Below are 17170 nucleotides of genomic sequence, written 5' to 3' on the forward strand. Positions count from 1 at the left end.
CGCCTTACAAAACTGTAAAGCGTATATTGCAAGAACGGACTGACCGCTACAAGTCGGAACTGACCGACTCAGGCTCTAGTTACACGCTTGGCAACAAGACATTAACAGAGTGCGAATTACTCCTTGAGTATGTTTGAATACATTTTAAGGAACAGGTACACAGCCGGATTTATGCCCAGCTCTGTCAGGATAACACCCATATTATTCTGGCGCATTCCTTAGGCACGGTAATTGCCTATAATCTGTTAATTCAGCATCCGGAACTGAATATTGCACGCTTTATTACCCTCGGTTCGCCGCTGGCCTTTCGGGTGATTCAGGAGCATTTACAACAGCCGATTCAGCGCCCCACTGCCCTGCATGGCGACTGGATTAATTTTTATTCTCCGGATGATTTTCTGACCGCCTTTCCACTGTCGGAACCACCGTTTTTAAACCGGCCATTCTGAACCAGCAGGTACAAACTCCGGTAGATCGTCCTCATGAAGTCTATGGCTATTTACAGCATCCCCAAGTCTTAGAGGCCTTGGTCGAGTTACTGCCAGAAAGTGCTTAAATTGAGGGAATTTTCACCTGATTTATGCAAATTGTTCTAAATTTATTCGCTTAAAAGCCTTGCAGCCAGAAAATTGTAGAAAAGCGTTTGACACCCTCCTTTTTTCACCCTAATATACGCCCACCTCTGAAACGTCCCTATCGTCTAGAGGCCTAGGACATCGCCCTTTCACGGCGGTAACCGGGGTTCGAATCCCCGTAGGGACGCCAATTTCAGAAGTAATATTTTATTAAGTCCCTATCGTCTAGAGGCCTAGGACATCGCCCTTTCACGGCGGTAACCGGGGTTCGAATCCCCGTAGGGACGCCACTTCTTACAATCAAAAGAAGCGGTTTAAAATATTCTTCTGCACTGTCCCTATCGTCTAGAGGCCTAGGACATCGCCCTTTCACGGCGGTAACCGGGGTTCGAATCCCCGTAGGGACGCCATATTCGGGTCACACACGTGATTCATAAAAAAGCCCAAGCATTGCGACTTGGGCTTTTTTATTGCTGCAACTTTTTATTTGTACAGAACGGGAGCTAGGAAAAATACTATCACCCGTTTAAAACAGTCATACCACCTGCACCCAGATCCTCATCCACTTCATACAATCTCCTGTGAATATGGATGGAAATGCTCAAAAAGGCTGAATAAAGCGTAGATGGGGAATCGGGATGGATCACCCTCATTCCCCATTTCTGTTTAGGCCGATTTACGCGAGTTAATCTGTCCTTTAATGACTGCAGTCAAATTGCCTTTTAAATATTTAAAAAATACTTTTAAAGGCGAGAGTTTTGGATTCGGCTGTTTGCCTTGGGCAATGTCCTTGAACTGCGCGGCATACCAGATAATTTCCATAATTGCCATTTTATCAACCAGTGGAATGCCGGTCTTAATTTTATCGACACCATAACGCACGTCTTGCCCTGCCAGCAAACGATGTGCCAGATCTGGCTCTACCGCAAATGGGCGAGCAATCCCGATAAAATCACAGGCGCCGCTGGCCAGTGCCGTATTCATGCCTTGTACGGTCCGGAAACCGCCGGTCACCATTAAATGACAACGAACTTCCTGTCGGATCCGCTCCGCAAACTCCAAGAAGTAGGCTTCACGCGCTAAAGTCGAGGCTTTGCGTTTTTCCGCTTTTACTCCGGCCATGGCCGGTGCTTCATAAGTCCCCCCCGATACTTCAATCAGGTCAATTCCGGCAGCATCAATCGCTTTAAAGACCTGAATCACATCTTCCTCACTAATACCACCGCGCTGGAAATCCGCCGAGTTCAGCTTGACTGAGATGATAAAATCTTCAGAGGTCGCAGCGCGCACCGCCTGATAAATTTCCAGCAAAAAGCGCATCCGGTTGTCAATCGAGCCACCCCAACGATCTTGGCGTTTATTGGTTAGCGGTGATAAAAACTGGCTGATTAAGTAGCCATGTGCGCCATGCAGCTGCACCCCTTCAAAACCGGCCTGCTCACAGATCTGCGCTGCGCGGGCAAAGCGCTGGATAATATCAAGAATCTCATCTTCACGCAGTTCACGCGGTGTGCCAAAGGTGGTGGCCAAGGCCGGGCTAAACGGTACGGCGGAAGGCGCGACGGTTTCTTTGTTCAGGCCTTTCGGACATTGCCGTCCCGGATGCGACAGCTGCACCAGTTGCACCATGCCATACTGCTTGCCAATCTGTGCCCACTGTTGCAACTTGGCCAGATCACGTTCTGATTCAATGGCCACCACGCCCGGTTCATTTTTGGCACGAATATCCACCATGACATTGCCGGTAATGGCACAGCCCAGCCCACCCTTGGCCCAGGCCTCATATAAGCCCAAATGTAACTGGTTCGGCTGACCAGCCATATTGGCCAGCGCCTCACTCATAGCGCCTTTAATGATGCGGTTTTTAAATGTGGTCTTTCTAATTTGAAGCTGATCTGCAATCTGGCTCATTGGTCAATCCTGACATTGTGGTCTAGAGCAAATACTCCATTGAATTACCCCAATGGTCAAGCAAATTTTGACAACTCGTATTGTCAAAAATAGTCACAGATCAATATTGACTGGCCTGAATCAGCTGCCGGGTATAGTCAGTTTGTGGCTGTGCAAACAGATCTTCAGTACGCTGGAATTCCATCACCTTGGCATGTTTCAGTACCAGTACCTTCTGACACAAGGCCTTGACCACCTGCAAATCATGGCTGATAAACAGATAGCTCATCTGCTCCTGCTGCTGCAAACGCCGCAACAGTTTAACGATGGCGCGTTGTGTGGTGCGGTCCAGCGCCGAGGTCGGCTCATCCAGAATCAGCAGTTTCGGTTTCAGCACCAGCGCACGTGCCAGTGCAATCCGTTGCCGCTGTCCACCGGATAGTTCATGCGGATAACGGGTTTTAAAACTGACCGGCAATTCAACTTTTTCCAGCGCCAGATCAATACGCTGCTGAATTTCGGATGCTGACAGCTTTTGTAAGGCCAACCCTTCGCCAATGGTCTGCTCGACATTTAAACGCGGATTCAGGCTGCTAAACGGGTCCTGAAATACAATCTGAAATTCACTGCGTAATGGCCGCAGCTGCTTTTCCGAAAGCTGGTTCAAGTCCTGGCCCAGCAAATCAATTTTGCCCTCACTGGCAGTTAAACGCGAAATCGCCAGCGCCAGCGAGCTTTTACCGGAACCACTTTCCCCGACAATACCGATGGATTCGCCTTGGGCCAGATTTAAATCCAGCGGCTCCACCGCGACAAAATAATTTTTGACCCGATTGAGTAAACCCTGCTTAATGGGAAACTTCACACCCAGTTGTTGCAGTTGCAATAAAGGCTGAGTCGCCTCTACCTGTAAAGCCTGACCAAAATCATGATGCAGCAGTTCCCGGGTATAGGCCTGCTGCGGCGCATGAAAGACCTGTTCAACCGGCCCCTGCTCCTCGACCTGGCCTTTGTTCATGACAATGACCTGATCGGCATAATGCCGCACCAGATTCAAATCATGGCTGATTAAAATCATGGCCATCTGCCGGCTGCGCTGTAAGCTTTGCAGCAGGTCCAGAATTTGCGCCTGCAGGGTCACATCTAACGCAGTGGTCGGCTCATCGGCAATCAGGATGTCCGGATCAAGCGCCAAGGCCATGGCAATCATCACCCGCTGGCGCTGCCCACCTGACAGTTCATGCGGATAACGCTTCAGTTTATCTTCCGGCTGGGGAATGCCAACATCTTGCAGCAATTGCAGCACGCGTTGCCGGGTTTCCGCCTTGGAATGCCCCTGTAACAGCAGGCTTTCGCCAATAATTTTTTCTACCCGATGCAGCGGATTTAATGCCGTCATCGGCTCCTGAAAAATCATGGCAATGCGCTGGCCGCGAATCTGGCGTAGTTGTACCGGATTCAGCTGTAGCAGATCCTGCCCCTGAAACAGTGCCTGCCCCTGAATCTGTAGCTGACTCGGCAACAAGCCCAGCAAGGCCAGACTACTCACCGATTTACCCGAACCACTTTCACCGACCAGCGCCAGCGTTTCGCCAGCGTGCAATTCAAAACTTAAATTGTGCACCAATAGCTGCTGTTGATGCTGAATCTGGAGCTGCTGTACCGTCAGCACCGGCGTGCGCTTACTGGCGTCTTGGATCGAATGCATCACGGGTCGCCTCTCCAATATAAATCAGTAAAGATAAAACAATCGCCAGGGTAAAAAAGCCCGACAATGCCAGCCACGGCGCATTTAAATTATTTTTGCCCTGTAACAGCAGTTCGCCTAACGATGCGGCATCGGGCGGCAAACCATAGCCGAGGAAATCCAGTGCAGTCAGCGCGGTAATATTCGCGGTCAGCATAAAAGGTAGTTGCGACAGACTCGAACTCATGGCATTCGGCAAGATGTGCCGGAACATGATGGTACGGTCACTCACACCCAGACCGCGGGCAGCACGGACATAATCAAAATTACGTGCCCTTAAAAATTCGGCCCGGACCAGTCCAACCAGGGTCGGCCAGCCAAACAGCAGCATAATCAGAAACAGCCAGTACACGCTTGGGCTAAACATACTGACCAGAATCATTACCATGAACAGCATTGGTAAACCACCCCAGACTTCCAGAATCCGCTGTCCCAGCAAATCGACCCAGCCGCCATAATAGCCCTGTATCGCCCCGACGATAATGCCAAGTGCAGCAGAGGCCAGCGTTAAGGCAAATCCGAATAGCAGTGATACCCGCAGGCCATAGAGAATCCGCGCCAGTACATCTCGGCCCTGATCATCGGTCCCGAGCCAGTTATCGCTGGTCGGTGGTGACGGCACCGGCACAGCCAGCTCTAAATTCGGCGATTGATAAGAATATTCAATCAGTGGCCAGATGGCCCAGCCCTTGTCCTGAATCAGTTGCTGCACGGCCGGGTCCTTATATTCTGCTTCGGTTTCAAAGACCCCGCCAAAAGTGGTTTCAGGATAAGCCTTGAACACCGGCATATATAAGCTGTTTTCATATTTGACCAGCAGCGGCTTGTCATTGGCGATCAGCTCGGCCGCTAAGGACAAAATAAAAATCAGAGCAAAGGCGATAAAACAGCCAAATCCCAGCCGGTTCTGTTTAAAACGCTGGAGCCGCGCCTGCATCAAGGGAGACATTATTTGGCCCCCCGTGATTCAAAATTAATCCGTGGATCAATGACCTGATACAGCACATCGCTGATCAGTCTGAGGACTAATCCTAACAAGGTAAAAATAAACAGGGTGCCAAAAATTACTGGATAATCACGCTGTACAATCGCTTCAAAGCCCAGCAATCCCAGACCATCGAGGTTAAAAATAATTTCAATAAACAGGTTACCGACAAAGAAAATCCCAATTAATGCTTCCGGCAGGCCAGCAATCACAATTAGCATGGCGTTACGAAAAACATGGCCATACAGCACCCGCGATTCGGTCAGGCCTTTGGAGCGTGCCGCCAGCACATACTGTTTATTCAGTTCTTCCATAAACGAGTATTTGGTTAAGTAGGTCAACCCGGCAAATCCACCAATCACCATCGCCAGCAGCGGCAAGGTCATATGCCAGAAATAGTCTTTGATTTTACCCAGCAGACTCAGCTGATCGAAGTTTTCCGAGACCAATCCCTGTAGCGGGAACCACTGAAAATAGGAACCACCGGCAAAAAATACAATCAATAAAATCGCAAAAGCAAAGGCCGGAATGGCATAGCCAATGGCCAGCAAAATAGACGTGGCTTTATCAAAGATCAGACCATGCTGACGGGCTTTTTTTATCCCGAGTGGAATAGACACCAGATAAATCAGCAAGGTGCTCCACAATCCTAAAGACAGCGATACCGGCAGTTTTTCCCACAGCAGCTGGGTCACCGGCTTGTCTTTAAAAAAGCTGGTGCCAAAATCAAATTGCAGATAGCTGCTCAGCATTAGCCAGAAACGCTCATGAATTGGTTTATCAAACCCATATTGCGCTTCAATTTTAGCCACCATTTCATCACTTAGACCTTTGGCGCCCTGATAGGGCGTTGAACCGGCCGCAGCAGTTTCGGCACTGCCACTCCCGCCCATGCCCTGAAAGGCTTCTGCCTGCTGAATTGCCTGCTCGACCGGACCGCCCGGGGCAATCTGGATCACAATAAAGTTAATCAGCAAAATCAGAAACAGTGTGGGAATAATCAGCAACACACGTTTCAGGATATAGGTTCCCATGCGCTCAGCATCCTTGTGGCAAAGCCAGCTTATTGTTTACGCAGATACTGGGCTACTTTTTGCGCCCCGGCTGCATCACTCCACCAGTAATCAAGTCCAATGGAAAGTTTTGGTTTTATTTTCGGTTGTTGGTACATATTCCAGTAGGCCAGCCAGTGCTCGCCTTTGCCATAGGTCGGAATCTGGTAATAACCAGCGCGTAATAAGCGGTCCAGCACTTTGGTCCGGACAATCAGCTGCTGGCGGTCAGGCGCGTAAATAATTTTCTGAATGATGTCATCAATGACCGGATTCTTGATGCCGGCATAATTATAATTGCCCGGCTGATCTGCCGCGGCACTGCTCCAGAATTGCGCCTGTTCATTGCCCGGACTTAAGGACTGTGGCAAGACCATGGTGCTTAAGTCAAATTCTGCCCGGCGCATCCGTTCAATATATTGCGGCACATCGACCTGACGGATATTCACCACAATCCCCAGACGTTTTAAATTGCGCACAAAAGGCATTAAAGTACGCTGTAAGCCATCCTGATGAATTAAAAATTCCAGCTGGATGGTGTTGCCTTTCGGATCAAGCAAACGGCCATCCTTGAAGCGATAGCCGGCATTCAGCAGGATCTGCCGGGCTTTGAGCAGACCACTGCGGTTAAAACCGCTGGCATCACTGACCGGGAATTTCCAGTTGGCCAGCACCCCCTGACGCTGCACCGGATGCAACTGTTTTAAATACGGCTTTAACAGTGCCAGCTCCGCCGCGCTTGGACGACCTTTGGCTTCCAGTTCGCTATTGCTAAAATAACTTTGCAAACGCTGATACTGTCCGTAAAACAGGGCTTTATTCTGCCATTCAAAATCATAGGCATGGCTGAGCGCCTGACGGAAATGAATATCCTGCATCGGTGCACGCCGGGTATTAAACACAAAACTTTGTGTTGGCACCGGGTTTTCATGCCGGAACTTATATTTCACCACCATCCCCGCTTTCACTGCCGGGAACTGATATTCCGTCACCCATTTGCGCGCGGTATATTCTTCATGCAGCGTGTATTGGCCCGACTTAAAGCCTTCAAAGGCCACATCCATATTGCGGTAATAGACAAATTTAAGCCGGTCAAAGTTATAACGGCCCTTATTTACCGGCAGATCTTTGCCCCAATAGTTCGGATTGCGCTTATAAGTAATACTGCGTCCGGCATCAATCCGTTCAATCAGATACGGGCCTGACCCCAGCATCGGCTGCAAGGTAATCCGGCTAAAGTCCTTGCCCTGCCAGTCTTTCTGGGAATAAATCGGTAAGGCCGATAAAATCAGCGGCATTTCACTGTTGTTATCGGATTTAAAGGTCATTTTGACCTGATGTCTGGACAAGACTTCGGTTTTGTCTAAGTCAGCAATATACATCTGCAAACCCGGATTGGATTTGCTCTGGAAGGTATCAAAACTGAATTTGACATCAGCCGCGGTAACCGGGGTGCCATCGCTAAAACGCGCTTTTGGATTCAGATGAAAAATGACAAATTTAGTCTGCTTCGGGTCATAAGTCACTTTTTCTGCCAGCAGTGGATACATCACCCCCGGCTCATCTAGCGAGCTGGTCATGAGCGAATCAAACAGATAATTCACCCCATCGGTCGCACTGCCCTTACCGTTCATGCTGTTCAGGTTGTCAAAAGTGCCATTGCTGGACTGACTCAGTATGCCACCTTTCGGTGCTTGCGGATTGGCATAGGGCATGGCCGCAAGCTGGCTGTATTTCGGGCTGCTGTGCAGCGCGATATACGGCGTGGTCTGCAGCGCAGCCCAACTCCAGCTTGAGGTCAAGGCCAGTGCTGTTGTCACAGCACTCAAGCCATATAAAGATCTGTTCATGCGGTCACGACTCCTTGTGCCCGGCAATTACAGGTTCGGAACCTTGATGATCTCTCCAATACGCAGCTGCGTATTCGGTTTAATCTCGTTCATATCGGCCAGTTCACTGGTTTCCAGACCATAACGGCTGGCCAGCCCAATCAGGGTATCACCGCGCTTGACCTTATATTCTGTCATGGTTTTTGGCAATTGCAGGGTTTGTCCCACTCTTAAACCGGCACGCGGACTCAGGCCATTCAAGGCCGCCAGTTCAGCGACCGAAATACCGGTACGGCTGGCAATGGCATTTAAGGACTCACCGGCTTTAACGGTATAGGCTTCGGTTGCTTTACCCGTGCTGGCGCTGCTCACCGCTGCACTTTCCGCGGCACGGTTGCTACTGCTGTCCAGATCACCTTCAATTTTTAAACGCTGGCCAATCCGCAGTGCAGCAGTACGTGGCAGATCATTTAGTGCGGCCAGATAGTTCAGCTGCAAATGATATTTACGCGCAATACTATTTAAGGTCTCACCCGATTTTACAATATGAATATCAGAGTTTGCCGCAGTTGTGCTGACCTTACTTTCTTCCACTAGCGCTGGCTCACCGCTGAGTTTCAGGCGCTGGCCGGTACGTAAACCGGCAGTCCGGCTGATGCCATTTAAACTGGCAATCTGCTCCAGACTCAGGTTATAGCGGTTGGCAATGGCAGTTAAGGTATCTCCCGACTGTACTGTATAACTATCCGGGATGGTCGAACCGGCTGGAATTTTTAAAGTTTGTCCAATTCGCAGGCCGGTATTGGTCGAAATCTGGTTTAAGGCGGCCAGATCAGCCAGACTCATTTTGCTTTGTGCGGCCACACTCGATAAGGTGTCACCACGCTGGACAGTATAGTTTTCTGTTTTAATCTCAGCAGTTGACGTACTTGGCGCTGCACGACGACTCTCTGCGGCCGTTTCAGTTTTTGCTTCGGCTTTCGAGTCACTTACAGGCACATTAATCCGCTGTCCAACCAGCAAACTGCTGCCCGCAGTCAGACCCGGAGTTAAGGCTGCCAGTTCTGCATTGGACAAGCCATGACGGTCCGCAATCAGTTTCAGATATTCACCGCGCTTCACCGTATAGCTTTGCGTGGCCACTTTGGTTTCAGCCGCTTTCTGCTCAGCTGCCTTGGCACGCATCTCTGCTGTTTCTTGCAGATTCAGCTTCTGGCCGACAAACAGGCCACTGCTTGTGTTCAGATTATTGTAATCCGCCAGTTGCTTGACCGATAAACCAAACTGATTGGCCACGCCGGTTAAGGTATCGTTAGCTTTAACCACATAGGATTCCGGCTGCTCTTTGGCTTTGGCTGGCGCGGCAGCTTGTGGTTTGGCATCATATAAATAGATGGTGGTACCGGCATATAAAGTCGAGTTTGGATCAATCTGGTTCCATTTTGCCACATCACGCCAGTTCACCCCATTTTTCATGGCAATCAGCACCAGGGTATCGCCGGCCTGTACCGTATAGGTACTGCGCTTGCCTTTTGGCGGCACCACCACCACTTCAGTGTCGGTCTTGATTACGTTCTTGCCCTGGTTCCGCTGGGCTTCATCTGAATCTGGACGGGTGCTATCCGCGACACTTTTCGGGTAAGCAAAACCTTTGGTCAGCTCTTTGCCTTGCTGCTCGGCCACCGACAGACTGGTCTGAATCGCGGTCAGCTTAATTTTGCCATCATAAGGATCGACAATTTCAGTGCCTTGTGGTGCAATTTCTTTTAACTCGGCCACCACCTGCGCCTGTTCAGCCTGAGAGGCCACCGGCTGCAACACCTCTTCTACCGTTTTGTTCTGGTCTTCAGTTTTCACTGCCGCCAGAATCTGTTCACGTTCTGCTGCTGAAATTGGCGGTTCGACCTTCACCGGCTGAATATTCTGTGCCGGGGTAATGGCCACCGGAATACGTGGAGCACTTGGAATATCGGAATTGGCCGCAAAAGAGGCCAAAGCCGATGAACCGCGTGGCGTACTGATCCGTTTGGTGCTGGTTGTAGTCGTGCTGCTAGCAGTTTTGGCTGTGCTCGCTGGTGTAGTCGTAGCAGTACGCTGAGTCACACTGGCCGTCAAAGCGGGTGTGGTGGTTTTTGTAGCTGGGGCACTGGTCGTGGTCTGCGTCGTCACACTAGGACGAGTGTTGCTGGCCAGCAATCCACCACCTTGCAGGTTTTTCAGACGTTCATCGACTGTTGGGCTTAAATCGGCTGGAATCAGAATCCGCATCGGGCTGGCACTGTCAATTCGGTCAGTACGATGGCCCGGGTTCAGTGCATATAACTCGGCACGGCTAAGACCAGTAATATTGGCCACATCATTTAAATTCACCGCTCCGACCGTCACTTCACGGAAATGGGGACGGTTGGCAATTGGCGGCAAACGCACCCCGTAGGCACCTGGATTTTTAATAATTTGCGCCACTGCCAGGAAACGCGGCACATAGTTCATGGTTTCCTGTGGCAATTTCAGTGACCAGTAATCGGTCGGTAAACCGGCAGCCTTGTTACGGTTAATCGCCTGCTGAATACGGCCCGGTCCGGCATTATAAGCGGCCAGAGCCAGCTCCCAGGAACCAAACTGGTTATACAGGCTACCGAGGAATTCATAGGCAGCACGGGTCGATTCGACCACATCACGGCGGCCATCATACAGCGGGGTCTGTTTCAGACCATAAATACGTCCGGTACTTGGAATAAACTGCCATAAACCGGCTGCAGCAGCGCTACTGGTTGCTGCCGGGTCGTACGAACTTTCAATGACTGGTAATAATGCCAGTTCGGTCGGCATGCCACGGCGCTCGGCTTCTTTGACTGTGTGATACAAATAACGTGAAGCACGCGCACTTAAACGGTCAATATATGGCTGACGTGAAATAAACCAGCCGCGCTGCGCTTCAATACGCGGATTCCAGTGTTCCAGATCCATTTTGAAACCTACGGTCATACGCTTCCAGACATCACCGTGTTTTAAAATCAGTAAACGGTCGCCTTCTACCGCGCGCATGTCGGTGGCCGACAATAAATCTTCCAGTGAATCTAAACTGCTGGCGTCCAGATAACCTGAACCAACCTGACTCGACGTTGACGCTTTGCTGGCACTTTGTGTAGAGGTACAGCCGGTGCTGATGCCGAGCGCGGCCAGCGCTGAACCCAAAACTGTAATTTTAAATAGTGCCGGGACCATAGGCTGCCACATGCGTGTGGTTGGTTTATACATAGGAAATCCAAACAACTCGTCTATAAATTATTTTTTAGATTTGACATTGTAGTGAAGCATCACTACGACACAAGGTTTTACTCTAGCGCGATTCTAATATAAATGTTACAAGAAATTAAAAAATTGACATCTTCGGCGTTTCTGATCTGCAATTGCGTTATACAATAGCAGCTCGGTTTTTATTTGGCTCTTTTTGGATCTGGCTTATGTCTCAAACAATCACACTATATGTGGATGGTGCTTGTCGTGGAAACCCTGGCTTGGGCGGTTGGGGCGCATATGTCATTACAGAAACCCAGCAACACAAACTTTATGGCGGTGAACTGGAAACCACCAACAACCGTATGGAGCTGACGGCAGCCATTGAAGGCATTCAGTTCTGCCCGGCAGAGGCCAAACTGATTCTCTGGACCGATTCCAACTATGTCAAACGCGGCATAACCGAATGGATTGCCGGCTGGAAAAAGAAAAACTGGAAAGATGTGAAAAATCCGGACCTATGGCAAAAACTGGATGCCATCTGTCAGGGTCGTGAACTTGAATGGCACTGGATTAAAGGTCACGCTGGCCATGCTGGCAATGAAATGGCCGATCAGCTGGCCAACAAAGGGGCCGATCTGGTATTTGCACAGCAGGTCAAAGTGACGCCGGTACAAATCATTACTGAAGATAAAAGCGCTGAGTCTGAAGTCATCCCGCCGGGCACGGCTAAAAAAAAAGCAGAATCTGACTGGTTGCTCGATGACCCTTTTGGCTTCGATCTAGACGACAGCCAACTAGACGTTGAAGTCGAAGAAGAACTGCTAATGGTGCAGGAGGATCATCTCAGTCTGACCCAGCACAGCATTACCGTGACGCAAACCCTCAGTCAAAATGACAGCCCGAATCAGAACGAAGTCCTGATCCAAGATGAAACCCAGAACCAGAGTGCAACAGCGCCAGCAAACACGTCATCGCATCCCCATATTGTGATTACCCCGGCCACGGTTCAGGCTTATGGTCCACGCCAGCTGATTCTGGATACGGAAACCACCGGTTTTTATTATCAGGATGGTGACCGGATTATTGAAGTCGGCGCGATTGAAATGGTCAACCGCAAACTGACCGGCAGCTCGATTCATATTTATATCAACCCGGAAAAACCGGTCGGTGAATCGGAAGTGGTGCACGGTATTTCGGATGAGTTTTTAAAAGACAAGCCGAAGTATGCCGAAATTGCTGCAGTGCTGTATGACTATTTAAAAGGCGCGGAAATTATTGCGCATAACGCCACCTTCGATATGAACTTCCTGGATATGGAGTTTAACCACTGTGGTCTAGGCGATTTATCGGCGGTGTGTGAAGTCACCGATACCCTGGTAATGGCCAAAAACAAGCATCCGGGACAAAAGAACTCGCTCGATGCCTTAGTGAAGCGTTATGAAATTCCGGCGCGTGACCGTACCTTCCACGGCGCCTTGCTCGATGCTGAAATTTTGGCCGATGTCTATCTGGCCATGACCGGTGGCCAGGTATCCTTTGATATGGATGCCCTGTCAGCTCATCATGAAGAACAAAGCGGTGAATCGGGTCGTCGCAGCATTGAAGTGGAATTGCCGGTGATTCTGCCTTCCGCCGCAGAGCTGGAAGCACATGAGAATTGGGTCAAACAATTTGAAGAAAAGCATGGACAGCCCTGCTTTTTTGCCAAATAAAAAACCGACGATTGTAATTTTTTGTATTTAATCTGTTCCTAGTTCAGTTATAGTTAAGATAAACAGGTCTGCTGTTTTTGCAGCAGGCCCATAAACAGATAAAACACTAGGAAAGGTGCAGATACATGTCTTACCAAACCTCTATTCATTTTGATCCGACTGCGTTACTGATAATAAAAAATGAGGTTGATAATTCAATCAAATTGGTGGAATCCGCAGTCAGCACCTTGGCAGAAGATCAGACTTTACCTTTCGGGATTGATGATGCCCTCAACCAGTTTGAGCAATGTGCCCAGGTACTGGCCCTGATTGATATGTCGAGCCTGGCAAAAATTGCCCAATATTCAGCAGAATTAATGCGCAAGATTATGGGGAATCCGGCGCAAATTAAAACTGAAGACGTGATTGCCTTAAGTGAAGGCACCACCATGCTCAAGCGCTACATCGAATTTATTTGTCTGCGCGAAGTTAAAATTCCACAGTTCCTGCTCGATACCTTAAACCGTCTGGAACGTGCCTTGGGTAAACCACTCACCCAGGAAGGCCAGCATATTGAATCTCTGCTGGACTGTATTCACCCGGAATTCAAATTGCCACAAGCACCCGGTCTGGAAAAATCAGGCTATGTGCATCAGCTGTATAAACTGTCACTGTACAAACTGCTGAAGCAGGAAGAATCCGAGCTGGATCTGCAAGCCATGAAACTGGTCGGCACCTATTTAGCCGGTCTATCCGCCCAGCATCCAAGCCAACAATACTGGAATCTGGTCTATGTGGCGTTAAACCAGATTGATAACCTGCTGCTGAATGAACCACGTTTACGCACCTTAATCAGTATTGAACTGAATATGCGTCAATACTTTGCCGCACCAGACAGCTTCCAGGCCCAGTTAAGTGATCTGGCCAACATCCTGAGCCTGTGCATTAGCCAGGAAGATCAGGTGGCCCAGCACATCCGCGAACAGCTGAATATTGGTGAAGACCTGCTGACTGACACCCAGTTACAGGTCTTCAGCCGTCATCTGTATGGTCCGGATTTTGAAACCATGCAGACCATCAGTGCTCTGGCGACCAGCGAAATGGCGCAGATTCGCAATGACATCGAATACAACTACCAGAACATGACCCCTGAAAAAACCCAGGAGTTGCAAGCCAAGCTCAAAGATCTGGCCAACATCTTTAAAGTGCTGAACCTGAATGAAGCCCACCGTGATCTGCTGGTTCAGGCCGACGCCTTGAGTCAGGCCGAAGTGCTCAAAGAAGAAAGCTTTGCCCAGCAGCTGATGAACACCATTTTGTCGGCGATGAACTCGATTGGGGTGCTGGAGCGTCATCATACTTCTAGCCGTTTACAGCTGCGCGTTAACAACATGCACATTTCGCTGGACCGTTTAGATGAAGCGCATGAAGTATTGCTGAGCGAAACCAAAACCTTAATTGATCTGGCTCAGCAGATTCTGGTGCAGCACGTTCAGGATCAGGATGTGCGTTTATTGGAAAACACCTGTACCCAGCTGCGTGAAGTGGCCGGTGCCCTGCTGTTCCTGAATGAAGAAAAAGGCCAGCAGGCGCTGCTGACTGCCGCTGACTTTATCTATCGTAAATGCGAAGCCGGTGAAACGCTCAGTAGTGACGAGCTGAATGCCGTGTTAGACACCTTGGCCGGTGCCGACATGCTGATTGACAATTTAAAAAACAAACAGCCTGTTTTACAGTCGATGTTTGATGTAGCATTGGCAAGTAGCGAAAAACTGAAAGCTGTAGCCTAATGTCTGAACTCTCACTTGCCTATATTTTTCACCAACAGCAACTGCTGGTCGATGAACAGTTTCAACTGCCCCGAGTTGAAAAATTAGCAAGTGACCTGTCTACGGGCAATCAGGTGATTGCCCGCGACTTACTCCCCGATGAGCCCATTCCTGAAGGCTATCAATTATTGCCAATTCGCCAGCTGTTACAGTTCTGGAACAGTGCCGAATTTGAACAGGCCAGCCGTGCAATCCAGTTGCTAGAATGGCGTCGTAATCACCGTTTTTGCAGCCACTGCGGCCATCCAACCGAAGCGCATGCCACCGAATATGCCATGGTTTGCCCGGTCTGCCAGTATCGCCAATATCCACGTGTACAACCCTGTGTCATTACCGTCATTACCCGCGGTGAAGATGAAATTCTGCTGGCCAAAAATGCGCGAAACACCACCAATATGTATGGCCTGATTGCCGGTTTTGTTGAGGTGGGAGAAACCTTGGAAGAAGCGGTACGCCGTGAAACCGCGGAAGAAGTCGGTATCCAGCTAAAGAATATTCAGTATCTGGCCAGTCAGCCCTGGCCTTTTCCAAGCAACCTGATGATTGCCTTTAAAGCCGAATATGCCGGTGGTGAACTGCAGTTACAGGAAGAAGAAATCAGCGACGCACAATTCTTTAAATTTGATCAACTGCCGAATATTCCGTTCAAAGGCAGTATTGCCCATGCCATGATCAAACACGTGACCGAAGGCTCTGCCGTCGCCGACGACAGCAAAGCCTGGCTCTAAAGAGACGCTACTCAGGAACTTAGTGTTTCTTCCAGCGCCTGCATAATCGTGTGCTTGGTCTTAAAATAACGGCTAAACAGACTCGATACCGAGCCCATAATACTGACATGCCCGGTGCGTGGAATGGTGATCAGCTGACTATGATTGCCATGCTTGTTTAGCACATGATCAAAATCAACCGCATTACTCAAATGCACAATCTGGTCATTCTCAGCCACCAGCAAATAGTGACGAATGTGATTACTTTCCACAAAGTAATACGGCATCACATCATGATAAGGAATGGTCTGATCAAATGCATCGGCACAAAGCGGATCATCTTTATAGTCAAAATGATAGGGACCAGCCAAGCCAATCGCAGCCCGAATATTGTCTCGGCAGTTCAGCGCATAAGGCTGCGGATGATAAAGCACCGACATGATATTAAATGCACCGGCCGAGTGCCCCATCAGGATAATCTGATCAGTGTTAATCCTTAACTCTGCCTGCTGATCATGCATATAGTTTAGTGCCAAAGTCAGGTCATCAATATAGACCGGAAAAATATTCTGCGGCGCCAGTTGATAATTAATGACGGCAACATCAAAACCCTGCTGGGCAAAAGCTTCGCCAACAAAGCGGTAGTCTTTTTTATCGCCCCGTGACCAGGCACCACCATGGACAAAAACAATTAACGGCTGCTGGGGACGTGGCTGGACAGTCCGGTACAAATCCAGCTGATGGCGTTCATTCGCTCCATAAGCCAGATCGTTCTCTACCGTATAGCCCTGTCGTGGAGTCAAACGGTTCAGGGCATAACTGCCAAAATCATACAGGCGGAATTCCTGATATACACTTTTGGCCTGAACCAGACGATATTGCAGCTGCGTTTTAAACTGGAACAACTTAGAGCGCATTCGTTGGCTCGATCTGATCCGGATCAATGGCGACCGGGGTTTGTACATCTGGCTGCACATTCATCATCGGGCTGGCAAAACCAGAAGATGTGGCCTGTGAGGCTTCAATATTATCAATTAAGGTCACAATTTTGGTGACATTACCGACCTGCTGTAACACCTGATTTAAATCGGCGATTTCCGCATTATTCAAACGGCCCATCACATACAGCACGCCATCTTCGGTGTGAATTCGCACTTTACTGTCAGAAACCACCGGCGCTTTCATAATCAGGCCACGGGTATTGGCGGTCACGGTGGTGTCCTGCATGATGGTGCTATAACCAATCTGGTTGCCCACGGTAATATAGTTGTGTACGGTTTTGACATCGCTCATGGCGCGTACATTGTCTTCCGCCAACTGCTTCAGATGTGCATCTGGCACCTGACCGGTCAGCAATACATTGCCGTGGAAACTTTCAATATTAACGCGTGACTGTTTAAAACGGGCATCCAGCTTATATAAATTAATTTTTGCTGTACGTTCAATGGAGTTATCAATAAAGACCTGGCCAAGTGAGCGTGCGCCACTTTCCGTTCCTACAGGTGCAGAACCCGTACCACTGGAAATAAAACTTGCACAGCCGGATAAACTTGCCACACACAGCACTGTGATTGCGATACGATTTAACACTCAGCAAGACTCCTCATTACTTATTCATTTCTGTT

11 protein-coding genes, 3 tRNA genes and 1 pseudogene are annotated in these 17170 nt (G+C 49.3%); 7 read left to right on the plus strand and 8 right to left on the minus strand.

The features are described from left to right. Positions 1-143: 143 nt before the first annotated feature. From FTU54_RS15305 to FTU54_RS11175, 4 genes and pseudogenes are all read left to right on the plus strand, one after another. Positions 144-556, plus strand: a pseudogene (locus tag FTU54_RS15305) (alpha/beta fold hydrolase); the annotation flags it as partial. Positions 557-689: 133 nt separating this feature from the next. Then, positions 690-765 (plus strand) — tRNA-Glu (locus tag FTU54_RS11165). Positions 766-789: 24 nt separating this feature from the next. Next, positions 790-865 (plus strand) — tRNA-Glu (locus tag FTU54_RS11170). Between the two features lie 44 nt (positions 866-909). Next, positions 910-985: transfer RNA gene (locus tag FTU54_RS11175), tRNA-Glu, on the plus strand. Between the two features lie 256 nt (positions 986-1241). Here FTU54_RS11175 and FTU54_RS11180 read toward each other — a convergent pair. The 6 genes from FTU54_RS11180 to FTU54_RS11205 all read right to left on the minus strand — a co-directional run bounded on the left by FTU54_RS11180 (position 1242) and on the right by FTU54_RS11205 (position 11336). Beyond that, complete coding sequence (locus tag FTU54_RS11180; RefSeq protein ID WP_160242960.1) at positions 1242-2486, minus strand: NADH:flavin oxidoreductase/NADH oxidase family protein; 1245 nt, start codon at positions 2484-2486, stop codon at positions 1242-1244. 100 nt (positions 2487-2586) lie between these two features. After that, a complete protein-coding gene (locus FTU54_RS11185; protein ID WP_160243686.1) occupies positions 2587-4173 on the minus strand; it encodes an ABC transporter ATP-binding protein in 1587 nt (528 codons plus the stop codon). Continuing rightward, positions 4148-5161 carry an ABC transporter permease gene (locus FTU54_RS11190; RefSeq protein WP_104487386.1) on the minus strand — a complete coding sequence of 338 codons (1014 nt, stop codon included), beginning with the start codon at positions 5159-5161 and terminating at the stop codon, positions 4148-4150. Before FTU54_RS11190 ends, FTU54_RS11185 begins: the two co-directional genes overlap by 26 nt. Continuing rightward, positions 5161-6231 (minus strand): microcin C ABC transporter permease YejB, encoded by a 1071-nt coding sequence (locus FTU54_RS11195; RefSeq protein ID WP_005179212.1) that lies wholly within the window; start codon positions 6229-6231, stop codon positions 5161-5163. Before FTU54_RS11195 ends, FTU54_RS11190 begins: the two co-directional genes overlap by 1 nt. A gap of 29 nt (positions 6232-6260) precedes the next feature. Then, positions 6261-8099 carry an extracellular solute-binding protein gene (locus tag FTU54_RS11200; protein WP_160242958.1) on the minus strand — a complete coding sequence of 613 codons (1839 nt, stop codon included), beginning with the start codon at positions 8097-8099 and terminating at the stop codon, positions 6261-6263. A gap of 27 nt (positions 8100-8126) precedes the next feature. Beyond that, positions 8127-11336 (minus strand): LysM peptidoglycan-binding domain-containing protein, encoded by a 3210-nt coding sequence (locus FTU54_RS11205; protein ID WP_160242957.1) that lies wholly within the window; start codon positions 11334-11336, stop codon positions 8127-8129. A gap of 206 nt (positions 11337-11542) precedes the next feature. Between FTU54_RS11205 and dnaQ the strand changes: the two genes are divergently transcribed. The 3 genes from dnaQ (at position 11543) to nudC (ending at position 15566) form a co-directional block, all read left to right on the plus strand. Then, on the plus strand, positions 11543-13030 hold the full coding sequence (dnaQ, locus tag FTU54_RS11210; RefSeq protein ID WP_180074760.1) for a DNA polymerase III subunit epsilon: 1488 nt from the start codon (positions 11543-11545) through the stop codon (positions 13028-13030). 125 nt (positions 13031-13155) lie between these two features. Continuing rightward, positions 13156-14799, plus strand: a complete 1644-nt coding sequence (locus FTU54_RS11215) for a hypothetical protein (RefSeq protein WP_005179216.1) — start codon at positions 13156-13158, stop codon at positions 14797-14799. Beyond that, positions 14799-15566: an NAD(+) diphosphatase gene (gene nudC / locus FTU54_RS11220; protein ID WP_075167710.1), complete on the plus strand. Its 768-nt coding sequence runs from the start codon at positions 14799-14801 to the stop codon at positions 15564-15566. Before FTU54_RS11215 ends, nudC begins: the two co-directional genes overlap by 1 nt. An 11-nt stretch (positions 15567-15577) precedes the next feature. On the opposite strand, the gene FTU54_RS11225 is transcribed toward nudC, so the two are convergent. Then, on the minus strand, positions 15578-16462 hold the full coding sequence (locus tag FTU54_RS11225) for an alpha/beta hydrolase (protein ID WP_180074761.1): 885 nt from the start codon (positions 16460-16462) through the stop codon (positions 15578-15580). Next, on the minus strand, positions 16452-17135 hold the full coding sequence (locus FTU54_RS11230; RefSeq protein ID WP_016659235.1) for a BON domain-containing protein: 684 nt from the start codon (positions 17133-17135) through the stop codon (positions 16452-16454). The genes FTU54_RS11225 and FTU54_RS11230 overlap by 11 nt, the downstream gene beginning before the upstream one ends. Between the last annotated feature and the right edge of the window lie 35 nt (positions 17136-17170).

The organism is Acinetobacter sp. YH12116 (assembly GCF_013418895.1).
GTDB lineage: Bacteria > Pseudomonadota > Gammaproteobacteria > Pseudomonadales > Moraxellaceae > Acinetobacter > Acinetobacter indicus.